The 25,045-nt window shown below is 41.9% G+C and carries 14 protein-coding genes; 8 read left to right on the forward strand and 6 right to left on the reverse strand.

What is annotated here, in order from left to right:
* Positions 1 to 98 precede the first annotated feature (98 nt).
* Both GQR93_RS03620 and GQR93_RS15390 read left to right on the forward strand, forming a co-directional pair.
* Entirely contained in the window at positions 99 to 3,635 is a 3,537-nt protein-coding gene (locus GQR93_RS03620) for a BspA family leucine-rich repeat surface protein (protein WP_159298694.1), read from the forward strand.
* A 355-nt stretch (positions 3,636 to 3,990) separates the two neighbouring features.
* Positions 3,991 to 5,871 (forward strand): DUF5776 domain-containing protein, encoded by a 1,881-nt coding sequence (locus GQR93_RS15390; RefSeq protein WP_003552356.1) that lies wholly within the window; start codon positions 3,991 to 3,993, stop codon positions 5,869 to 5,871.
* Positions 5,872 to 6,032: 161 nt separating this feature from the next.
* Here GQR93_RS15390 and GQR93_RS03630 read toward each other — a convergent pair whose 3' ends face one another.
* A complete protein-coding gene (locus GQR93_RS03630; RefSeq protein ID WP_003552357.1) occupies positions 6,033 to 6,626 on the reverse strand; it encodes a DapH/DapD/GlmU-related protein in 594 nt (197 codons plus the stop codon).
* A 3-nt stretch (positions 6,627 to 6,629) separates the two neighbouring features.
* On the reverse strand, positions 6,630 to 7,376 hold the full coding sequence (locus GQR93_RS03635) for an SDR family oxidoreductase (RefSeq protein ID WP_166427830.1): 747 nt from the start codon (positions 7,374 to 7,376) through the stop codon (positions 6,630 to 6,632).
* A 126-nt stretch (positions 7,377 to 7,502) separates the two neighbouring features.
* Between GQR93_RS03635 and GQR93_RS03640 the strand changes: the two genes are divergently transcribed.
* Entirely contained in the window at positions 7,503 to 8,375 is an 873-nt protein-coding gene (locus GQR93_RS03640; protein WP_035444329.1) for a LysR family transcriptional regulator, read from the forward strand.
* Positions 8,376 to 8,656: 281 nt separating this feature from the next.
* Here GQR93_RS03640 and GQR93_RS03645 read toward each other — a convergent pair whose 3' ends face one another.
* The gene (locus GQR93_RS03645; protein ID WP_035444331.1) at positions 8,657 to 9,250 is read right to left on the reverse strand and encodes a TMEM175 family protein; all 594 of its coding nucleotides are present in this window, start codon (positions 9,248 to 9,250) and stop codon (positions 8,657 to 8,659) included.
* Positions 9,251 to 9,912: 662 nt separating this feature from the next.
* Here GQR93_RS03645 and GQR93_RS03650 point away from each other — a divergent pair.
* From GQR93_RS03650 to GQR93_RS03670, 5 genes are all read left to right on the forward strand, one after another.
* Positions 9,913 to 12,357 carry a DUF5776 domain-containing protein gene (locus GQR93_RS03650; protein WP_035444333.1) on the forward strand — a complete coding sequence of 815 codons (2,445 nt, stop codon included), beginning with the start codon at positions 9,913 to 9,915 and terminating at the stop codon, positions 12,355 to 12,357.
* Between the two features lie 488 nt (positions 12,358 to 12,845).
* Entirely contained in the window at positions 12,846 to 14,264 is a 1,419-nt protein-coding gene (locus GQR93_RS03655; RefSeq protein ID WP_003555072.1) for an MFS transporter, read from the forward strand.
* A 103-nt stretch (positions 14,265 to 14,367) separates the two neighbouring features.
* The gene (locus GQR93_RS03660) at positions 14,368 to 16,335 is read left to right on the forward strand and encodes a glycoside hydrolase family 127 protein (protein ID WP_159298695.1); all 1,968 of its coding nucleotides are present in this window, start codon (positions 14,368 to 14,370) and stop codon (positions 16,333 to 16,335) included.
* A 182-nt stretch (positions 16,336 to 16,517) separates the two neighbouring features.
* Entirely contained in the window at positions 16,518 to 18,992 is a 2,475-nt protein-coding gene (locus GQR93_RS03665; RefSeq protein WP_003552364.1) for a DUF5776 domain-containing protein, read from the forward strand.
* A gap of 154 nt (positions 18,993 to 19,146) precedes the next feature.
* The gene (locus GQR93_RS03670) at positions 19,147 to 21,531 is read left to right on the forward strand and encodes a DUF5776 domain-containing protein (protein WP_003552365.1); all 2,385 of its coding nucleotides are present in this window, start codon (positions 19,147 to 19,149) and stop codon (positions 21,529 to 21,531) included.
* 315 nt (positions 21,532 to 21,846) lie between these two features.
* On the opposite strand, the gene GQR93_RS03675 is transcribed toward GQR93_RS03670, so the two are convergent.
* The 3 genes from GQR93_RS03675 to GQR93_RS03685 form a co-directional block, all read right to left on the reverse strand.
* Positions 21,847 to 23,307: a hypothetical protein gene (locus GQR93_RS03675; RefSeq protein WP_003552366.1), complete on the reverse strand. Its 1,461-nt coding sequence runs from the start codon at positions 23,305 to 23,307 to the stop codon at positions 21,847 to 21,849.
* A gap of 123 nt (positions 23,308 to 23,430) precedes the next feature.
* Entirely contained in the window at positions 23,431 to 23,760 is a 330-nt protein-coding gene (locus GQR93_RS03680) for a hypothetical protein (RefSeq protein WP_003552367.1), read from the reverse strand.
* Positions 23,753 to 24,052, reverse strand: coding sequence for a type II toxin-antitoxin system RelB/DinJ family antitoxin (locus GQR93_RS03685; RefSeq protein ID WP_003552368.1), 300 nt, complete (start codon positions 24,050 to 24,052; stop codon positions 23,753 to 23,755). Before GQR93_RS03685 ends, GQR93_RS03680 begins: the two co-directional genes overlap by 8 nt.
* Positions 24,053 to 25,045 lie beyond the last annotated feature (993 nt).

Here is a 25,045-nt window from a genome sequence, read left to right on the forward strand (position 1 = left end):
CCTTTCCAACGTGCAATTAGTGATTTTTGACTGCAAAGCGAAGTAGATTAAGAAAAGGTTATGAATTCAGATAACCGGTTTTATAATTTCAACAAAATATGAGGACCGTGTTAACATTTAATTGGAATAATGAGGGACTCGAACGATTTGCTGATTTCTTTGCCCAAATAGTGGAGGGGTTAATAATGAACAAGAATCAAAACTACTTGTACATTTTTGTAAGCGCTTTAACGATTGGCACCGGTAGCTACGTGTGTTCAACTGATGTGCTTGCTGACACCGATAGCCCGATTGCACAAGTAGCTAATACCAACTCACAGATCGATAATCTAACAGATGTCGGAAAGACAGCGTTTGATACGCCTAATGTGCAGACAAACGCAAAAAATCAAGTACAACAAATGGCAAGTCCAAATGCGCTTACTTCTCAACCAGCGACGGCTGCCAGTGGCCAGGTTGAAGATGTCACATATAGTATTGATAATGGTGTATTAACGCTGAGTGGTGGAACTCTTAAATCATCCACTGTTCATGATTATCCTTGGCGGGCTGATAATACGATTACAGATATACGGATAACGGGGACACTAAAATTGGAAGGCGATACGGCTTCATCGCTTTTTTGGGGTATGAGCAATTTAAAATCAATTGCTGGAATGGATAAGCTGGATACTTCTAAGGCCACTAGTATGAGTTGGATGTTTGCTGGTGACTCTGGGTTAACTAGCCTAGATTTATCTAAATTTGATACCTCTAAGGTGACGAACATGAAAAGCATGTTTGATGGTGATTTTGGTTTAACTAACCTAGATGTTTCAAATTTTGATACCTCTAAAGTGACGAACATGACTGAAATGTTTCTTAATAATTCTAAATTAACCAGCCTAGATTTATCTAAATTTGATACCTCTAAGGTGACGAATATGAATAGAATGTTTTCTGATGCTTCTAGTTTAACTAGCTTAGATCTTTCAAATTTTGATACCTCTGAGGTGACGAACATGTATGGTATGTTCTCTCAGAATAGGAGTTTAACCAACCTAGATGTTTCAAATTTTGATACCTCTAAGGTGACAAACATGAGTAACATGTTTGCTCAAGATTCTAGGTTAACTAGCCTAGATGTTTCAAATTTTGATACCTCTAAGGTGACGAACATGAGTAGCATGTTTCAGTCAAATTCTAAATTGACTAGCCTGGATGTCTCAAACTTTAATACAGCCAATGTGACAAATATGAGTTATATGTTTTTTGTTAATTCTAGTTTAACCAGCTTAGACGTCTCAAAATTCGATACGGCCAAAGTGACAAACATGAGTTATATGCTTTCAGGTAATTCTAGTTTAACCAGCTTAGACGTTTCAAATTTTAATACGGCCAAAGTGACGAATATGCAGTCTATGCTAAGTTTGAATACCGGTTTAACAAATTTGGATGTCACAAATTTTAATACTTCTAATGTGACAAACATGGACTCTATGTTCAGTGGTGATATTAATCTAACCAGCTTAGATGTTTCAAAATTTGATACGGCTAACGTGCGAACTATGGAGTCTATGTTTTCTATGCCTTTTGATAGTTCTAAGTTGACCAGCATAGATGTTTCAAAATTTGATACGGCTAAAGTGGAAAATATGTATCGTATGTTTAGTAATAATGCTGATTTAACCAGTTTGGATCTATCAAATTTTGATACAGCCAAAGTGAAAAGTGCGGACTTCATGTTTGCCAGTGATGAAAAGTTATGGATTCTGAAGTTAGGACCCAAAACTTTTCATAGTAGCTTTGGTTATAAGGCGTTAACTGAACATTCGTCAAATTCAAAAATCCCTAACAGCAATCCAATACGTTACGCAAGCGGTCCAGGTTGGCAGGCTGTTGCCGGTGGGACTGTTGATAGCCCTAGAGGACCAGTGTATGACGGGTTGTTAACCAATCGACCTACCGAAGCGGAAATCTACGTCTGGGAGCAAAAACCCGCCGCAGATCAATACACCCTTAAGGTTAATAAGACTCAAGACTTATACGAAGGTCAATCTTGGGATCCGGCAAGTGCCATTACTGCCGCCACCAAGAATGGTGAAAGTAATAAGAGCAGTGTTACAATAACCGACCAAGACGGCAAACCGGTGACACAAGAGACGGTTGCTGCCCTAAAGTCGGGCTCTTATCCGTTGACCTATAAGAACGGAGACCAAACCGGAACTTTGAATTTAACGATCACTGCCGATACTACCAGTTTAAAGACAACCGATATTGATCTTTATTTAAACAAAACCTTTACTGATGCCGACTTGCGAGAAAAGATTGAGGCAAAAGATTCTGACGGCCTCTCGTTAAATTATCAATACAATATTAAAGATGTGACTGGTAAACCGGTTGCTGTTAACGATGTCAGTGCCAAAGTCGGGCAATACACAGTAGAGATTGCGACTGACAAACCAAAGAATGGCAAGGATCCGTTAAAGGGTTCGCTGACGATCAAAGTGACTGATAGCAGTACCTTAAACTTGAAGTACGCTACTAAAACCATCACAACTAACCAGGCATGGCAACCGGAAGATGCCTTTGACAATGCGACTGATGTCGGTGGTCAGACGCTGATCTTTAAAGACATCACCGTTAACGCCACTGATAGTTCCGGCAAACCGGTTAATGATTTAAATAACCTTTACAAGAATTCGGGGACTTACACGGTTCACTACACTAACGGGGCGGCAACAAAAGAGCTTAAGTTAACGGTTCAAACGCCATCAAATCCGACGAACCCTACAAATCCTGCCAAGCCAAACAGACCGTCAACGCCGGTAACACCAACTACACCGAGTGGTTCAAGCTCAGTACCCTCAACAACGTCTGGCGGTGGTTCAAATGCAAGCTCAAACACGCCCGCTGGTTCTCCGTCTAATTCTTCAAACAATGCAAATTTACCAAGATACGCGGCTGCTAAGGGAACAGTGGTCTACTCAATCAAAAAAATTGGGCTCTATAAGACGACTGATTTCACCAAAAGCACTCGCCGTTCCTGGTATGCTAAGAAGCCACGAATTAATCGACCAATGTTTGTGGTCACCGGATATAAGCGAGCTGCCAATGGTGTTTTAAGATATCAGGTTCGAGATGTTAATCACACGTCTAAAACTGATGGTCAGAAGGGATATATTACTGCTAGCCAGAAATATGTTCGTCCGGTTTATTACGCAAGCAAGCATGCAACGATTACGGTGATCAATCCCCGAGGCGTCAATGCCTATCGCAAAGCCAATTTGACGGGCAAGGTTAAGAATTATCGTCAGGGAACCGTCTTGCGGGTTAAAGGAATTGTTAAACACAATTTGACGACTCGATATGTCTTGACCAATGGTGATTACATTACTGCCAATCGAAAATTGGTGAACATGGGTCGCCACAAACAAGTGAAATCGATTAAGACTAAACAGTCGATTAATCGTTATAGTAACGTTAATTTAACAAAGAAGAATCAGTCGATTGCCAAGAATCGCACGTTAAAAGTATATGGATACGATTATTCACGCAGAAACAACGTGACTAAGCATGGTACTTTACGTTACCGGGTAGCCGGTGGTTACATCACTGCCAATACGAAGTATGTTCAGGTGATTGACCGCGGCTAGTAAATTGATTCGAAGTCCGTGACTGATCAAATCACAGGTTGATTTAAAATTGAAGTAAACAATACGCCAGTGGGCTGCCTGATATTAAGTTAGGTAATCCAATTTGGCGTCTTTTTTTGCTTTTCCACTGTCGATAAAAAGTGGATAATCCTATTTTTCAACCAGTCCCAAATTCCCGTTAATGATCTTATGATTATCATTAAGAAAGTATTAAATGACAAACCGCATTAAGCATTAAATCCCAATGATTTTTGACAAGATGATATGATTTGTATGCAGGGGGATAACTAATTTTGTGTCCCCCCGATAAAGGACGAAGAACCGTTGCCACTCAAGATTATCGGGGGAATTAAGAATGGAAACAAAAAAGGTATTACATGAAAAAACGGCTCAAAGAGGATCGAACAGGTCACAATCCAAGAAGCGTGTCACTACCAAATTATTGATGACCGCATTGGCAACACTAACATTTGGTGGAATGACTGCCATTACGGATGTTGGGCTACCGAGTAATGTTGTGCAGGCGGCTGTCGGTACTTACTATATTCAGCCGAGGGATAGTGCCACAAATGCTTATATTGGCGAGCCTATTTCGGTGGTTGGGATGTCGGGACAAAGTGTTGATACACCACGCGTAATTGGATATAAGGCTAGTCGGTCAAAAACGATGTTACCGATGAAGCCTGGCACAATAGTTGTTGCTTACATCCAAGTTCCTGCTATGGGCACCGTTACCGTCAACTATTTCAATACCAATAAGTCATCCACAAAACCGGTCACTACGGAAACAATTCAGAAAATTGCCTATAATCAGACTGGCTCTATTACATTTAAAGATTTGGGCAAGGATTACACCGATTATAAGGCTGAAGTTGCCACAGCGCTTAATGGACTAACATTAGATGTCGGCCAAGCGACTGGATTCAGTTATGACAATCAATCCGAAGTCGATGGTACCGCGGTTATCAACGTTACCGTGAATGGGCCGGCGGATTTCAAACCTAAAGACATCACCTACAAAATTGGCGGCGCAAAACCAACTATCGCCGATTACGTTGATAAAGATCTCAAAGGCAATGTCATTGATCTGGCCAAAGTAAAAATTGACGAATCGGCAGTTAAATGGGATCAGGTCGGTTCATATCAGGTACCGGTAACGTATGGTGGAGAAACGCATCAGGCCACCGTGACTGTTCAAGCAGTCGATAAGCCACAGCCGGTTCAATATGCTTACACGGTTCGGACGATTGATAGTCAGGGACGTGACCTCGGCCGGGGCTACACTGGTAGCGGCACTTCCGGTAGTTCGATTTCTGCACCGACCATTTCCGGCTACACGTTGACTTCGGCAAATAATGTGTCGTTAATAAGCAATGGTCAGCAAATCACCTTCACTTACCGTTTGAATTCATCGACGCCAGTAAACCCTGGAACGACTAATCCAAATCCGGGTACAACCAATAACTCAGGGTCAACGGTGACGCCAAGTAACTCGTCAAGCTCCAGCAACAACACTACCGAGCCTGCCAACAATGTACCGGCCAATGCGGCTCAAAAAGGTGCTGTTGTGTACGCCATCAACAAGATTGGCCTATACAATAGTCCTGATTTCACCAAAGCTAATCGCAAAGGGTGGTATGTGAAACAGCCACGAATTGCCCGACCAATGTTTGTGGTCACCGGCTATGAACGGAGTCAAAACGGGACGTTAAGATATCGGGTTCGGGATGTCAATCATTCATCAAAGACAGCCGGTCAAGCAGGTTACATTACAGCCAGTCAGGCTTATGTCCGCCCCGTTTACTACGCAACCAAGCATGCAACGATTACGGTGATCAATCCCCGAGGCGTCAATGCCTATCGCAAAGCCAACTTGACGGGCAAAGTTAAGAATTACCGTCAAGGGACTGTCTTAAGGGTTAAAGGGATCGTTAAACACAACTTGACGACTCGATATGTCTTGACCAATGGTGATTACATTACTGCTAATCGAAAATTGGTGAACATGGGTCGCCACAAACAAGTAAAATCGGTTAAGACTAAACAGGCGATTAATCGTTATAGTAACGTTAATTTGACTAAGAAGAATCATTCGATTGCCAAGAATCGCACGTTAAAGGTTTATGGATACGATTATTCTCACAAGAATGATGTTACAAAGCATGGGACATTACGTCATCGAGTAGCCGGTGGTTACATCACCGCCAATACAAAATATGTTCGTGCTTATCAATAGAGACTAAAAAATCCCATCAATTTAAATAGTTGGTGGGATTTTTGTTGAGCATATGACGCTTATCTTATATTAACGGATTTAGTCTTCGACACATGGCAAATGCATGCGTTCACGTAAATAATTTGCAAGGTTTACGCACTAAGAATCGATGTTCTTCCGATTTAAGTTTCATCAGAAATTCGGTGAACAGGCTTTGCAGGATTTCCGACCACAACTGTATTTGCGGCGACATCTTTAGTGACGACTGAACCTGCACCGACAATCGCGTTTTCGCCAACCGTCACGCCGGGTAAGACAATTGCCCCTGCGCCAACCCAGGCATGTCGCTTAATGTGAACTGCTTTGGGGATCAAATCACGGCGATGATTCGAGTCCTTAACGTGATTCACAGACAGCAAACTTACTTTCGACCCGATCAAAGCGCCATCATCAAGATAGATTCCCCCAAGATCAACAAAGACACAATCGCTATTAACAAAAACCCCGGCACCGAGAAAAATATGGCGACCGAAATCCGTATTAAATGGTGGTCTGACAACTGTATCTTGATTAATCGGTTGTAAAGTAATTTGCGTTAATAACTCTCGCCGGGCCTCTTCAGAAGTTGCTTCATAGTTGAACTTCCGGAGTCGTTCAGTGTTGGCAGCGACAATCTTGTCAATCTGTTTAAAGTCGGGATCTTCAAATTTTAACCGTTTACCGGATAGTGCCGCCTTCAAAATTGACTTTTTACTTTTTTCTATCAAATCGGTCATTCCCTATATTTCCTGGTCAGTGGGGCGAATCAGGATTTCACTAACTGACACTCGACTAGGTGTACCAATCGCATAGACGACAGCTTCAGCGAGGTCTTCCGGAGTGAGGGAACTGTCGGGCGTTTGTTGCCAAGCAGCGACTAAATCTTTTGCACTTTTTGGATCACTGATAGACTTATAAAGTTCAGTATTGACAGCTCCCGGAGAGATAATTGTTGACCGAATCTTGTTCTTTAATTCTTCCTGCCGTAAGCCTTCCATAATGGCTCTTACAGCAAACTTGGTTCCGCAGTAAACAGCCGACCCCGCGTAAGCAATGTGACCAGCGACCGAGTCTGTTGCAAGAATGTGGCCGTAACCTTGTTCGTGCATGATTGGTAGAACTGCTGAAATGCCGTTTAGAACACCCATAACATTTATATTCAGCATATTCTGCCATTCATTTCTGTGATCTTCAGCTAAATTTGCGGTTGGCATAATGCCGGCATTGTTGTAAAGGGCGTCGATCTTACCGAATTCCCTTTTTGCCAAATTGACTAACGCAACCACATCATCGTGTTTGGAAACGTCGACAGTCCGGTAGGCAATTTGGTCAGCGGGTAGATTTTGAGCCACCTGTTCTAATTTGTCCTGGCGACGAGCGCCAAAGACAACTTTTGCACCTTGTTGAACCAATAATTCGACAGTCGCAGCGCCAATCCCACTGGATGCACCTGTGACAATAACCACTTTATCCTTTACACTCATAATGACGAATTCCTCCTTGAATGAAATTTTAGTGCTTTACAGTTTTTAGAATATAAGGTATTAATAGTGATGTCTAATACTTATAGTGAATTAAGGTGTATAGCTAATAACTATATGGAGGGTGACTATATGGAAATAAGGGTATTACGCTACTTCATTAAAGTTGTTCAGGAACAAAATATTAGTCGGGCAGCTCAATTGCTTCATGTATCGCAGCCAACCATTTCAAGACAGCTAAAAGAATTGGAAGATGAGCTGGGCGTTGTTTTGTTTAAACGTGGCAGTCGTTCAATCGAGCTGACGGAAAGTGGTGACTATCTTGCCGAACAGGCGCGACAAATTATTTCTTTGGCGGACAAGACGCGGGATAATATTCGCCAACCAACTGATATTACCGGTAGTATTACGATTGGTAGCGGTGAATCACAAACGATGATGACAATTGCAAAAGCGATTAAACGATTGGGTGATCAATATCCCCACATTAAAGTTAATTTGGTCAGTACCAATGCCGATGATGTTTGGAAGCGATTAAAAACGGGGCTCTTTGACTTTGGCATGGTCATGGAACCTACTGAAAAACGGCATTACCACTTTATGACCTTGCCCGGAGAAGCCAGGTGGGGATTGTTAATGCGTCAAGATGCACCGCTTGCTGGAAAAAGTGAGGTTACACCGAGTGATTTTAAGGGAGCTAAACTGATTGTCTCCCATCAAAAGGGAGTCAGTGACTTATTAAAGGATTGGCTTGGAAGTAGTCAGGTTGAGTATCAAATTGTGGCTACTTATAATTTGCTGTACAATGCCTCGTTATTAGTTGCTGCCGGAGTTGGCTATGCGTTATGTCTCGATGGCATCATTAATACACAGGGAACGAATCTTAAATTTGTCCCGTTAATGCCTCTAAATACTGCCAAAACCAATTTAGTCTGGCCTCATGGCGTTTCAATGTCTGGAGCGGCAAAAGCGTTTTTGGCAGAGGTGACTAAAACGTTGTCTTGAAAAGACTATGTTTTTTAAATCGGTTGAAAGGGAATGATGTTCAATTAGCCACTAAGAGGTGGCGGTTATGATTAGTCGCATGGTGATGATGTTGCCAAACGTGGTAAATGACAATACTTTGAAGGTATTGGCACTGAGGCGTGCGCTGCTATGATAGAAAGCAAAGATCCCATCAACAATTAAGCTGATGGGATCTTTGCTTTAGAAGCAGGTGAAATCATAACCTCATTTGATTCGCGTAACTTTTGCTATGCACGTCTTAAAGGCTTATCTATTAAAAACTATTTGGTCAATTTATCACTGTCCGAAGGGGTCAAGAAGCTTAGTATGATCAGCCCAACAAAAGTGATTGTAATGCCAAGTACTGGCAAAAAATAAATGCCAATGACGGTGATGCCAATAGACAACGGGAAAAAGAATGAGGATAGGAATCTAAAAGGAAACATGCTTTCAATCTTTTTACTAACCGACGTGTTAACATGCTCCGGTGTCTTCCTAATCGAATTTGAAAGCCAAAGATATGACGAACTCCAAAAAATAAAGACAAATAAATATAGGTATTCCGGACCGGAATATTGCGGAAATTTTCCTACCCAACCGGTCGCAACCGGTAATAAAGACATGCTAAAAAGCCACAGGTTATTCACCCAATACACTTTTTTGGATATTCTGATGGCTAATGTAAACATGTAGTGATGATTGTACCAAGCTACACCGACAAATAGAAAACTAACAATATAAGCAAAAAAGTAGGGCAATTGCTTGATGATTTCTTCCCACTGGGCGGTCTCCGGTGTTTTAAATTCAAGAACCATAATCGTGAGTATAATCGCTACCACTGCGTCTGTGAATGCTTCAACTCGTCCTTTATTCATATTCTCCCTCTTTGTAACAAAACTAACTTCTTTCACCAATAATTCAACAAAATCTTTCTTAATACAAGGATAATTTTATACTTCCCCTAAAGTTGTCTCAAGTTTTATACTAAGTCCACCCTATAACAACATTTCTATTAAACCAATTTTGGAAAATTATCTTCAAATTTGGTTAATGGACATGTTGTTAGGAGCGTTAACTGTTTTTCGGACATGTAATGATCAATTTTTAAAATATCGGAAATCATCACCAAATGTTCGCACAATTGGACTTGATGGCCTGTAAGCCATTACTCAGTCATTTTTGTAAAAATTAATTAGTCGGAAACCATCACTGATTTTGCGGGTATTGGTGTTTCTTTATTATTTGAAACCGCTTACTATTAAGAGCGTAAATGAATCCCCAAACAAATATAGATTAAACGTTTGGAGACGCAATTACTCGCGAGTTGTTTTGTAGATACATTTACTTATGCTTTGTATTGAAATGGTTTAGCTATATGAATTATCAATTGAAGGCTATTTGAGTTATTCCACGAAAATGACATGATGAGACGTAGACTAATGACTTGCCGGCGCTTATTTTTACCAAACGAATGTAAGCGCAACCATGGTCTGATTATCATTTTCAAATGGAATATAAGCAGGGAAGGGGTATTAACATGCTTGACCGTAAACATAGAAATTTGGCTTTGCTGACCGCAACTGCAATTGCCGGACTATTCGCATTCGGATTAAAATCCAATACTGCCAATGCGGAAGACATAAACGTTGACACAACGACTGCAATCAGAAGTAATGCAGAACACGTTGCTTCAGGAGGGCTTTATGCGCTGCAAAATGAAACGACACCAGGTGCTGATCTGATTTCACCGCTTAAACCGCGGACATTCACTCAGGCCCCGCCTGATCCGGGCCAATTGCCAAACGGGTTAACTGAACCGGGTGGTGATTTTCTGAAGGTCGCGACAACTGCTCAACAGGTTGGGGCTAAGGTGATTATTCGTCTTCCGGATCATTACAAGACATTTCCGTATGGCTTTTCGACGATGGACGATTGGCTTAAGCAAGTCGACGATATGGTAACCCAGGCCCAAAAATATAAACAAGATATTTATGGGTATGAACTCTGGAACGAGCCCAACTGGACCTATCAAAAGATTAATGGTCGGACTCAAGAAGATTACTTTAAGCTTTGGGATGCAACTTATAAAGAAGTGAAAAAGCTGGATCCGAATGCAGTGATTGTTGGTCCAAGTACCAGTGCTTGGGATAAGGGTTGGATGGATAAATACTTTGCTCACGTTACTGAAGCAAAGACTGTTCCAGACGTTATTTCCTGGCATCTTCTCGGCGGCGGTTCGGAATGGACACCTGCCGGATTCAAGGGCAACGTTGCTGATCTTCATGCACTTGAAACCAAATATGGTATTGATCAGAATACAAAAATTTTGATCAATGAATACAGTGAACCTCAAGAAACAGCCGTACCCGGTAAGATGATTGATTACATTCAAGCCTTTGAAAATGTACCTCAAGTTGATGGTGCCGATTTGGCGTTTTGGTACAATTACGGTCGAATGGACAACTTGTTAACCGATCAACAGAAACCTAACGGTGGCTATTGGCTGTACAAGTGGTATGGCGATATGAGTGGTCAGATGGATAAGACAAGTACTATTGATACAAATGGAGATTTGGCAAGTATTGCAAGTACCACTGCTGATAAGAGCCAGACTTCTGTAATTCTTGGCGGGACAAGTGGCGATAACACGGTTAATATCAGTGGATTGAGCCAAGCTAAATTTGGTCAAAAAGCCAAGGTACAAATTAATGAAACTCCTTGGTATGGTGTTGATACAGCTGTTTCTGAGCCTAAGACAATCGCGACAGGAACGGTTGATGTTAATAACGGTACTGTTCAAGTTCCGGTTAAGGATATGAAAGCTTCCGATGGGTATCAAGTCATCGTAACGCCTGCAGACGGTTCGTCGACAACGGGATTACAATACACCACCCAACAGGCAACCGATCCAATCAGAGTTGAAGCTGAAGACGGTACTTTAGCCGGTGGTGCCAGAAAGGCACTTGGAAGTTACGCTTCCGGTAATTATTATGTAGCCGGCATTGATAAAGCCGATAGTTCAATCAGTATGACTGTGAATGCATTACAAGCCGGCGATTATAAACTTGAAATCGGATATGCCGATGGTTATACGACAACGGCAACAGAGAAGTTGACGTTGAATGATAAATCGCTTAATGACGCCAGCTTTGCACCTACTACCGGTTGGACCAATGCAGTTCCAAACGTTAATGGAACTCGAAAGGTCCTTCAATATGGTACGGTCCATCTAAATAAAGGGACTAACGCTTTCAAAATTGCTAAAGGTGATAATAACGCCGAAATTGATTATGCCCAATTTACGTTAGCCGACAGTGGTGCAGTTACCCCAGGTGGCGGTAGCGGTGATTCCTCTTCATCCTCATCATCTTCAAGCTCAAGTTCAGTATCATCGAGTTCAAGTTCTGTTACCAGTTCATCCTCATCAACGACCACTTCATCGAGTTCAAGTACAACGACCAGTTCATCGTCAAGTACAACGACAACAGCACCATCAACTTCGGTGAGTGTACCCAAGTCAGCGGCCAAGAAAGGCTCAACGGTTTACGCGGTTAAGAAGATTAACCTTTACAAGTCGGCTAACTTTAAAGCCGCCAACAAGCTTGCCACTTATGCAAAACGCACTCGCATAAATCGACCAAAATTTGTCGTAACCGGTTATGCCCGTTCAACAAATGGCGCCTTGCGTTACCAAGTACGTGCTGCAAACGGTAAGAAAGGCTACATTACCGCTAAGGCCAGTTATGTACAACCGCTTTACTACCAGTCGGTACCGAAGTCCAAGACAATCACCGTGATTGCCAAGAAGGGTATTAACGCCTATAAAAATTCGACATTAACTGGTAAGGTTAAGCATTACAAGAAGGGAACCCAGTTGAAAGTCAAGAGGTTGGTTAAGCATCACTTGGCCACCCGCTATGAACTTTCCAATGGTCACTTTATCTCAGGTAACAAATTATTAGTTGCCCAAGGACGTTACTAATTTAATGGTATTAAGCTCAAATGGTTTTTATTTTTGACATAAAAAATCGAACCCCATCCGAATAACATTTGAGATGATGCAAAAGGCCTTTGAATTTTATTAAGTTAAAATTCAAAGGCCTTTTATTTGGAGGGGGTGATTTTTGCTAGTCGGAAATGATCACCATTTATAGAATTTTCGTTAGCTTTTATAATGTCGGAAACAATCACCAAAGGTTCAATAAACGATATATAAGGTGGTAAATAAGGGACATTGAACTAGCCGGCTTTAATAAATAGTCGGAAAGTGTCACTTTTTATATAAATTCAGGCCTTATGTTTTTTGTTGAAAACGGTTACTATAATAAATGTAAAAGCGGTTACATGCTAACTGCTTGCGAGAGCCATTGAAAATTAACTTTCGTGGGCGACTAACAAGCCATTTTATGATTTTGCAATATTTCATCAATTGTAAGCGTTTGTATTTATAACTAATTGGAGGTCAGAATCATGAGTTCAAATGCAAGTCATGTAGATTCAAATACGGCCAGTGCGCAGGCACTCTTGGCCAATGACACATTGCCATGGCACAGAAAAATTACCTATGGCTTTACGGATATGTCTGGTAACTTGCTTTACTGTATTATCAGTTCATACATGCTTTACTTCTTCACCAACGTCTTTGGTTTGACGGTTGGAACAGCCGGTGTCTTACTGTTGATCGGTCGTATCTTTGATGCGATTGGCGCACCGGTCATGGGAATTTTGGTTGACCACACCCATAGTAAATATGGTAAGAGTCGCCCATGGTTCCTCTGGATGTCCTTACCATTCGCTGTCTTTGTTTGGTTACTGTTCACTACCCCCGCTTTGAGCGGCACGGCTAAGATCATTTACGCCGGGGTAATGTATATCCTGGCTGACTTGTCTTATACCGCAATGTCAACCCCAATTACCTCCGTTCTGCCTAACTTGACTTCAAGTACCGACGGCCGAATGCAAGCCAACTCAGTTCGTTTGGTTCTTGGTAACGTTGGTAACTTCTTCGCCGTTACGTTCATCATTCCATTCGCCGGTCTCTTAGGCAATGGTAACCAACAACGTGGCTGGTCATTAGCAGTTGGTATTTACTCAATCGTTGCTTTGATTTTGCTCTTAATTGCCTTCTTCGATATGCGTGAAAAGAATATCGAATCTGAAAAAGTGATTACGATTAAAGAAAGTTTGAAAGCCACTAAGGGTAACTGGCCTTGGGTTCTGATCGTCGTTGCCAACTTGGCTTACTGGACCGCCTTTATCGTTCGTAACGCTTCGATGCCTTACTACTTCCAGTACAACATGGGGAGCACCGGTTTAATTTCATTCTTCAACGGCTTTACCATTATCCAGGTTATCGGTATGGCTTCGGTACCATTTTTTGTTAAGTACATGCACAAGTGGGGCACGACCGTCTTCATGCTGGCTTTGACCATGGTTGGTCAAGCTTGGATCGGTTTTGCCGGTGCCAACACCACGTCCGCTTTAATCGGCTGGTGTATTGCATGTATCGGTTCCGGTTCTGCCTGCACCATGTTCTTTGCCATGGTTGGTGACACGGTTGACTTCGGTGAATGGAAGACCGGCGTTCGTGCCAACGGTTTCTTAACGGCCATTGGTGCTTCATTCTGTATCCAAATGGGTTCCGGCTTCGGTTCATTTATCGCTTCCATGTTGTTGAAAGGCTTTGGCTTTAACGCTGCTGTTAAGACCCAAACTGCTTCAAGTCTTTCAGGTATCAGCTTTACCTTCGTTTGGGTTCCGGTTATCATTTACGCCATCAGTTTGATTTTGATGATTGTTTACCGTAAGTGGGAAAATCATGAACCAGTTGTTAAAGCCGACTTGGCAGAACGTCATGCGCAAGATGCCAAGGCTGCCACAGCCAACTAAGCAGTTGGTTGAATCACCATGCCTTTAATCAGTTTATTTAATCGATTTATCTAAACAGCTAATTACTAACTAATCACTGTATTTTCGAGAGGAAGGTCCATTTATGCAAGTCTATACCACGCCGAAGTTAAATAAAGTCAAGGTGACATCCGACTTTTGGAAACGCTATCGGGAGCTCGTCGTTAAAGAAGTTTTACCTTACCAATGGAAAGTTATGAACGACGAAGCCGATATTTCGATTGCCGAAGATCCACAAAACAACGGTCAGGACAAGAACAGTCACGCCGTTGCCAATTTGAAGATTGCTGCCGGTGAAATGACCGGCCATCACTATGGCTTCCCATTCCAGGACACGGATGTCTACAAGTGGTTGGAAGCCGCTGCCTATTCGTTTGGCTACCATCCCAACCCGGATTTAAAGCAGATTACCGACAACCTGATTGATTTGATTGCCAAGGCTCAAGATGATGACGGCTATCTGTCAACCTATTTCCAAATTGATGCCCCGGAACGTAAATTCAAGCGTCTCCAACAGTCGCATGAATTATATACAATGGGTCATTACATTGAAGCCGGTGTGGCTTATTACAACGCCACCGGTAATGAAAAAGCTTTGGACATTGCTAAACGCATGGCCAACTGTATCGATAACCACTTTGGCCTTGAAGAAGGCAAAATCCCCGGCTATGATGGTCATCCCGAAATTGAATTGGCTTTGTCCCGGTTGTATGAAGTTACCCAGGACAAGAAGTATCTTGACTTGGCCCACTATTTCCTCACCCAACGGGGTCAGGATCCGGCCTTCTTTGAAAAGCAGATCAAGGCCGATGGCGACAGCACTGACCGTGATTTAATTCCCGGCATGCGTGACTTTACCCGTGAATATTACTTGGCCGCAGAACCCATTAAGGACCAAAAGGTCCCTCATGGTCACGCGGTTCGGGTGGTCTACCTTTGCACCGGCATGGCCTACGTTGCTCGTTATACAGGTGATAAAGATTTACTGGCTGCCTGTGATCGCTTCTGGAACGATATTGTTAAGCGCCAGATGTACATCACCGGTAACATTGGCCAAACCACCACTGGTGAAGCCTTCACGTATGATTATGATTTACCCAACGATACGGATTACGGTGAAACCTGTGCCTCAGTCGGCATGTCCTTCTTTGCCCGTCAAATGTTGAACATCCATGCCAAGGGCGAGTACGCCGATGTGCTGGAAAAGGAACTCTTCAACGGCGCTTTAAGTGGGATGTCATTGGATGGCAAGCACTTCTTCTACGTTAACCCGTTGGAAGCCGATCCGGCTGCCAGCAAGGGTAACCCCGGCAAGTCCCATGTCTTGACGCATCGGGCTGACTGGTTTGGTTGCGCCTGCTGCCCGGCCAACCTGGCGCGTCTGATTGCTTCGGTTGATGAATATCTCTATACCGAAAAGGGTGACACCATTTTGTCCCATCAATTCATCGCCAACGATGCCGAATTCGATGACGGCATCCAGGTTTCCCAAACCAACCACTTCCCATGGAGCGGTGATATCCACTACGAGATTCAAAATCCCAACCAGGCCGCCTTTAAGTTTGGCATTCGGATTCCCAGCTGGTCTGCCAGTTACGAATTAAACGTGGATGGTGCTGCCAAGACCTTACCGGTTAAGGATGGTTTCATTTATCTCGATGTTGACGGCCAGTCATTAACCATTGATCTCAAGTTGGACATGAGTACCAAGATTATGCGGGCCAACAACCGGGTCAGCCATGACTTCGGCAAGGTTGCCGTTCAACGTGGTCCGGTGGTTTACGCCGCTGAACAAGCCGACAACCAAGCACCGCTTTGGTTATACCAGGTTTCACCGGATGCCCAGACAGACTATCACTTTGATGAGAAGTTATTGGACGGCGTTGGGGTCATCAAAGTGGCTGCCAAACGTGAGAAGCTTAATGCCGACGATGCTGATCTGTATACCGAAGCTAAACCGGCGGATACGGAAACGGTTAACCTGACCATGGTGCCATACTATGCTTGGGCTAACCGTCAGGACGGCCAAATGAGGGTTTGGTTGAATAAATAAGCTTTGAAATAAAAAAGTTTTAGAAATTGATAAAATATGGGGGATTTAGGAATACTTGTAGTTTGTTCCTGGTTCCTCTTTTTTATGAAAAAATGTAAGCGAATACTTTTTAATTCGTTAAACTCAAGAAAAATTATTGAAGGCCGTTAAGATATCAAAAAACACATAAAGAGGGTTGAGTTATGATTTCACATAAAAATATTGTCACTTGGATCACAGCTGCCGCTGCCGCAGGATTAATAACAGTTGGCCTCGGAGGAATTCGGGCAAACGCTGAAGATATCAGTGTTGATACGACTTCAACAGTCAGAGCGGTTTCACATGTTGCTTCGGGTGGTTTATATGCACTTTCAGATGCAAATACGCCAAACACAAGCTTATTAGCACCATTAAAATTAAAGACATTCACTCAGGCACCACCATTTGGCCAACAGATTCCAAATGGTGAACCGAAAGCCGCCGGACAGTTTAACGTCATTCAACCGGCAGCTCATAGCCTTGGCACCAAAGTTATGGTTCGACTTCCTGACTATTATGACAAGTTTGCATATAACTTTGACAGTATGGATCAATGGAAATCCCACGTCACCCAAATGGTCAATGAAGCTAAAAAGAATAGTGGCGACATTTATGCTTACGAGTTGTGGAATGAGCCAAATGGTTATTGGAAGAGTCCGGGTGATTATGGCAATGGTAAGTCAGTGGACGCCGGTAATTATAAGTCGGTTACCTATATGCAACTTTGGGACGAAACTTATAAACTGGTTAAACAGCTTGATCCAAGTGCCAAAATTGTTGGTCCCAGTCTGGACGGGTTAGGTGCGAGTCAAATGAAGTGGATGCAGACATTCCTCTTAGATGCCAAAAAGGACGGCACACTACCTGACTATATTTCTTGGCATCAATGGAGTGCGTCTGCCTACCCTGGACAAGCTCAGGCTTTGGAAAAATTTGAACTTGCGAATGGCATTACAAAGCCCGGCAGTACGGAACCGATTCCGATTAGTATCAATGAGTATGGTGCTGAACAGGAACTTGGTGTACCGGGACAAATGGTTCATTATATTCAATCCTTTGAAAACGATAAATATACCGATAGTGCTGATTTAGCATTTTGGTTTAATTATGGTCGTATGGATAATTTATTAACTGATCAACAAAAACCAAATGGTGGCTATTGGCTGTACAAATGGTATGGCGATATGTCCGGAAACATTGATACTACCAGCACGTCTTCCGAAAATGGCAGTTTGGCAAGCTTGGCTAGCACTAATGCTGATAAGAGCCAAACTTCAGTCATCTTTGGGGGTGCCAACGGTGATAATTCGATAACTGTGAACCATTTGGATGCAAGTAAATTTGCCAACGGAGCTAAAGTTCAAGTCAACGAATCTCCTTGGTATGGTGTTGATACTGCCGTTACACCAAAAACAATCGAGACCGGTACCGTTCAGGTTAAAAATGGGACAGCCACGGTTTCTGTCAAGGGAATGAAAGCATCCTCCGGCTATCAACTAATTGTCACCCCGGCCGATACTGCCGTTACAAAAGATGATATTCAATATACCCAACAACAAGCAAGCGATCCTATCAGGGTTGAAGCTGAAGACGGTACTTTAACCGGTGGTGCTAAGAAAGCGCTAGGCAGTTATGCTTCCGGTAATTATTATGTAGGCGGTATCGATAAAGATGATAGTTCAATTACCATGAATGTAAATGCGCTACAGGATGGCGACTATCAACTTGAAATCGGATATGCCAATGGTAATACGACAACGGCAACAGAGAAGTTGACGTTGAATGATAAGTCACTCAAAGACGCAAGTTTTGCACCCACCACTGGTTGGACTAATGCGGTTCCAAATGTTAACGGAAGTCGAAAGGTCATTCAATATGGCACGGTTCATCTAAATAAGGGGACCAATACTTTCAAGATTACTAAAGGTGATAACAATGCCGAAATTGACTATGCTCAATTTACATTAGCTGACAGCGGTGCGGTTACACCCGGTGATGGTAGTGGCTCGTCATCTTCCAGCTCAAGCTCGATTTCATCTAGTTCAAGTTCGACTGCCAGCTCATCGTCTGTAACAAGTTCTTCGACGACCTCGTCAAGTTCAAGTTCGGCAACCACTAGTTCTTCGTCCAGTACAACGACAACGGTACCATCAACGTCGGTTAATGTGCCGAAGTCGGCTGCTAAAAAAGGCTCCGTAGTCTATGCTTTGAAGAAGGTCAGCTTATATAAAAGTGCCAACTTCAAGGCGGCCAACAAAGTGGTTACTTATGCCAAAAAAACTCGGGTCAACCGTCCAATATTTGTTGTGACCGGTTATGCCCGTTCTTCCAACGGTGCTTTGCGCTATCAAGTACGTGCTGCAAATGGCAAGAAGGGTTACATTACTGCTAAAGCCAGTTACGTACAACCGGTTTACTACCAGTCGGTACCGAAGTCCAAGGAGATCACTGTGATTGCCAGGACAGGTGTTAACGCCTATAAGACTTCGAAATTAACCGGTAAAATCAATCATTACAAGAAAGGAAGCCAGTTGAAAGTCAAAAAGCTGGTCAACTATCATTTGACGACTCGCTATGAACTTTCCAACGGTCACTTTGTCTCAGGCAGCAAATTATTGATTGCTCAAGGACGTTATTGATCCTTGTAATTAAGACGGAAATTGTTCTGTATAAATAGCGGGTTAACTTTTATTTACCGATACGTTAATCCATATAGATTATATTTTAATATTTTATTTATACTGTGTTAAGGTGGTGGTGAGAAACGTTTAGTTGTTTTTAGGGGGGAGCTATATGCTAAGTGTGCATAAATCTAACTATTTTAAAAAACAGTCAATCTTTTTGATCCTAGTTTTTGTTGTCTTTTTACTCGGAATCGGTGCCGGTATTGGATTTAGCCAGGATGTATTTTTACCGAATAAAGTCATGGCGGCGACCAATACCGAATCAATTGATGACTGGATGCCTGATAAAAGCTTGCAACAGTTGGTTTTATGGCAATTGCAACAGGATGATGTGATGGTTAACGGCAGTTTGATTTCATCCGCTGACCAGATTACCAAAGAGATGTTGGAAAGTGATCAATTTACCGTATTATACAGCGGAGATCCCAATGTTCAGCTGAATAACAAGGCATTTTTTGAGGACATGCTGAATATTCAGTCATTAAATGGCCTACAATATGCCAAGAATTTAAAGGAAATTAATATTTCACCTTATATGGGTGCGGCCATTCAGTGGGGTGTCAATCCCTTTCAAAAGGGTAAATTAAATGACATCAGTGCCTTAAAGAATTTAGATAGTTTAGTCAGCATTAGCATCGATATGGAATCGGTTCATGATATTAGTGCTTTAGCCGGTAAAAAATTGGATTCCGATCCAACACGAGCAGTAAGCTCTTTTGCTTATAACAACATTACGGATATTTCACCACTTAAGTCATCTAAGGATACATTACAAGATTCGTTGGAAGTTAATCATCAAGCATATGTATTGCCGACGATTATTTTGAATTCGAATCTTAAGTCGTATCAGATGGCAAGTTTTGTGACTAATATCGATGGTCAAAATATTCCGGTGACACCGTATTACGCTTCGAGTTCGCAAACACAGTATTATCGTTCCTATAAAAGTACTGCTAATGGTGGTACGGCAACGACTGCTGTGCCCAGCATTACCTGGACTGATTTGGCAAGTGGTGCGGGGACCACGAGTACAGGTCAAAAAGGTGGGTTTATGACTTTCATTTGGGATCAACCGATTTTTCCCGGTGGTGGTGATTTCGCTTATGATGGCGGCGTTATTCAGCCTTACTTATTAGATGATAGTGTCGGGGACGTTAATGCTCAATTCGTTGACGCAAAAACCAACCAGCAATTGGCACCGCAACAAACCATTTCCGGCAAGTTGGGTGACTCATATAATTTGTCAACCAATAGCAATGTTCAGAATGAAATAACCGCACTTAAATCTAAATACGGTTATACCTCGTATACGGTTTCGGGCAGCCAAACCGGAACCTATCAGGCTGATAGTGTCCCAACGGTGACTTATAAATTCGGCAATACACCAGTTGTCAAAAAAGGTAGTGTCACAATCAACTTTGAAGATCAAAATAATCACGTTATTAAAGATCCAGTTACTAAGAGTGGTGATGCCGGAAGCAAATTTACATTGCCTGACGGTCTTCCCGCATCAACCATTAGCAAGGATGGAAAAACTTATGATTTGGTAGGATTAAAAACAGGCGAAAAAGTGCCGGCAACATACAGTGATCAAAATCAGTCGATTACTTATGTTTATAAGGCTGCTACGGGGCCAACTCCGGGTGGCGGTGGCTCATCATCGTCAACTTCTTCATCCAGTCAGGCAAGTACGAGTTCGGCTGCCGGTGGCTCCGGCTCCAACAGCAGTTCATCGGTTGTCGCATCATCGTCCGGTAGTGCAGGTTCATCCAGTCAGGGAAGCCCGGTAGTGTTACCGGACTATGCTGCCAAAAAGAATGCGGTTGTCTATTCGCTGAAGCCGATTTATCTATATCGACATGCCAACTTTGGTAAGAAAGAACGATTAGCCTACTATATCAAAAAGCCACGAGTCTATCGACCGATGTTCGTTGTGACCGGTTATGCCCGTTCCGGTAATGGTCAATTGAGGTACGAGGTTAAAGATGTTAACCATCTAAGCCGGACCGCTAATAAGCGGGGGTATATTACCGCACGATGGTCTTATGTCCGACCGGTTTATTACTCAAAAAAGAGGACGCGTGTAACAGTCATTAATCCTCGTGGAATTTATGTTTATAGTCGGAAAAATTTAACTCAACGCGGTCAATTATATCGCCAAGGAACAATTCTCAAGGTTAACGGTCTTGTTACCCACAACTTGACGACACGGTTCAAATTAACAAACGGTAAGTATGTGACAGCTAATAGAAAGCTGGTCATGATAGGGAAACAGCATTATGCAAGATACGTAAAAACTCGTCGTGTCATCAGTACTTATCGAAATGTTGATTTGACGAAACGTTTGAAGCGGATTTCTAAGGGACACATCTTTAGAATTCTCAATTTTGACTATTCAAGTCAGCATCAGATGACCAAGCACGGATTATTGAGATATCGAATTGATGGTGGTTATGTGACCGCTAATCCAAAGTATGTCATAACGGTTAAATAAAGTTATGAAACGTTTATAAAAGCATCGTTATCGAAATTAGACAGAATGATAATCATCATTTCTATCAATTTTTAATAATGATGCTTTTTTAACTATATAAAAATGCAAAACGATTGAAAGGGACACAACTTAAAAATGTCTTTATGTGTGGTATTCATTCATCAGTCTCTTTCTTATATCTTGGCTGTTTTTATACTGTTTTTGATTGAGTTATCAAAAAAATTAATCATTAAACCAGTTACTGCTACTTATTCGAACGTCATATATCGTTGAGCCACGTTTGTTTATATGAATTCTGTCATAATTTTAAGCAGCTTAATCGATTAACTCATAGGCTTTCTGCATTTCGTCTATAAGTGCCGAGCGGCGCGGATATTGCTTGATCAATTGTTGACACCAATAACGAGCCATCCCCTTATCGCCATAATCCGCATAATGCCGAATGGTTCTTCCCAGTTCTCGATAGCGTTTACGGGTATTTCCGATATCTTGATTGACCAACGCCTTGTAGTATAGTGTTGTGACCTTATCAGGGAACTGTTTAAATAAGACTCTCCCGTGTTCCGCAACCAAAGACGGCACTTTTTCAACAATGGCCATGAGCTTGGTTGTTTCCTTTTCAAAACTTAAAATGCTGGCGTAGTCTGTCGGTGTCAATTTTTGAGAAAATTCGGTTAATAATGCTGGATAGGCCTGTTGCCAATCACCGTGCATTTGAATGACACCCTTTAGCTTCTTGTAATCATCAAGATTGAAGGAGCCCCAGGTGGGCTGGAGAAGACGAGACTTGTAGACACCGGCCAGTTTGTGATAGTCCTTTGTCTGCAGATAAATTTTTTCCAGGTAATCAAACCATGTCGCTTGGTCATCAAGGTTATTATTTTTAGATAATGCACCATTGACCGCGAGTTTTTCCGCGGTTCTGAAATCTTTTTGAGATAAATAAAAGTCGATTGCCGTTTTTCTAACCGAGTTGAAGGTGATATTTTCAGCCATCACTTTTTTCGCAGCTGCAAAGTCTCCAATGCTGATGAGGCCCATGCTCTTTAAATTGGCATTGTAGGCCTTGATCTCGTTTAACTGAAAATTTTTATAATTATCGGTAAAGTCAACATCATCAAAGAAATCGGAATCTTTCGGGGCAGCATGAGCATACCTATCACTTATTTTGGCGGCGGCCCTTTCCATTAGCTTCAGGGAATTCGTGGAAATCAATGGCATCGTCTTTTCAAAAATGGCATAACGAAAGTTGTCCCAGTCGTCAAAAATTTTAAGGTTGAAAACTTGGACGGCTGATTTGATCAGTGCCGTTTTCTGCTGATCAGATAATACTGTGGCAGCGGTTTTGGATAATTTCTCCAATGTCGCAAACGCAAAATCCAAGGTTTCAGTGGTACAACCGGAACTATCGTCAGCCCGTTCCAAAAAGCCGATGGTTGACCTAATGACCATTAAGACTTCCTGAATAGCAAAATTTAAGTCTTCAGTTGGCGCTACTTTTGCCGCTTTGTGGGTAATATCATCCAAAACATCACAAACAGCAATGCAATCATGATAGTCAATAAATCCTCTGTCATTATTGTCGCCAATGATGTTGCGAATATAAGCTCTGAGTTCCGATAACTTCTCTTTGTCCGAAAGGTCACCAAACCTGTTTTGAAGCTCATAATAGAGGGCATCATCTGTTTGCGCCTGCTTTAAAACAATTTCTCGTAACTCTTGTTTGGTTGCTTTATCCAGCCATTGATTAATGTTCGTTGCTTTTAGTGCTGCCATTTTAACGGGTCCTTCTTTCAAAAAAAGGATAAGGTCAATTGAATGGCGTTATCCCCAAAAGTTAACATCTGGTTGTCGTTTAACATAATTGATTTTTAAACGGTTACTTGGATAAGACAGAATCTATCGTTTATTTCTGCTGTTTAAGAATAAAATTAATCTAGCGATGTCATCAATTTGAAGTTGACCGATAACTTGAATTCTTGTAGATTTTTTAATTTGCAGATGATGTCCTGTATCGACCCATGAAGGTTTCTTTAATCCAGAAAGTTGCCATTGCCTTATTTTAAAATAGACTGTCTGAATTTGTGCGGATTTAGTTTGAAACTGACTCGTTATGCTAAAAGCATCGTAATAGTCACTGGTCTCACCAAGTATAAGAACTGGTCTTTTCTTCCCACCGGAATGATGATCAAATTCGATGAAAGCAAGGCCTATATCATCTTTATTCATCGTAGCTGTCGTCTCCGTTTTCCAGTAGGTAACGTGCGACTTCCTTTTGATCCTTGATAATCGGAATGTCTGAATCTTGAACGGCCTTGTGGAGTTCGAAGCTTAGCCGATCACGTTTGGATTGGGAGAGATCAAACGGAACCCTTCCTTCAGCGACAACTTTCTTAAGCAATACATTGATCAAGGTGGATTGCGATATGCCAATATCAGATAACACTTCGTTAGCGTCATCATATAAGTCACTATCGATTAGTACTTGAATACGTTTTTTCTTTTTTGCTGAAGCAGCCATGTTTATCACCTCAAAGAAATTATATCATCATTGAGTAATTAATACTTAAAATAACTCTAAATTGATTGATAAATACTCAAAAATCAATGTGAGGCTTTAGCCATAGATGTCAATCTATTCAGTTAGTATTGCTTGTACTTATGTAGATTCACGGGCTTTCTTTCACAAGTAAACGTCAAAGTTGGCAAAAATATTTGTTGGTTCTTGAAGAAGACAGCACGCTTTCACCTGAAGAGCCAAGAAAGGGTAGTGAAATATGACAACTAATTATCCCGACGAGGAGATATTGTAGTTGTTGACGCTGAACCTCACGCTGGTCACGAATTCGGAGGTCATGACCCCAAGAAGGGCAATATTCGCTGTCCATTCATCGTTTATCAAAATCAAGCTACAATCGCGCAACAGGAATAGTAATGGTGGTTACATCAACTACACATGACAATAGGAATTTGTATTACCCGTTTATTGATCTGCCAAGTGGTATCGAGGGTGATATCGTTACCTGGTAATTATCGACCTATAATGCGATTGCTAGAAGCCTTGAGGTAATTGGTCATGCATCAGATAAGTTGATAAGCGAACTGTTCCAAAGGGCGATTAATACTTTTAGTTAGGATGTAGAAGTTTCCAAGAACCGTGACGATTTCAGTTTCCAAAATAAAGCTCACATATGCTAGGGTGTGTCTTCAAACTATTTAATCAGCAAAAAAATGGCACTGATACAATGCCGGAGTAATTTTATACCTTTTCGAAGATTGTCCTAAACTCTATACAGGTTCCCAATTGGAAAACATCATAGTTAGTTAAGGAAAAGAGTCGAGTCTTGGTGATTAGAGGGTTGCTAAGAAATTACCATCGTTAGTACAGAGAGCGATTTTACGTAAATCGATTATGATTGAAAATGACTATAAGCGAATAAACAATGTTAATTTAAGTTAAAAGGTCACGACTGCGTATCCTTGCAGAAAAATTTTCTCCTACAACGAATACTTC

Origin of the sequence: Lentilactobacillus hilgardii, from assembly GCF_009832765.1 — a bacterium.
GTDB classification, from domain to species: Bacteria; Bacillota; Bacilli; order Lactobacillales; family Lactobacillaceae; genus Lentilactobacillus; species Lentilactobacillus hilgardii.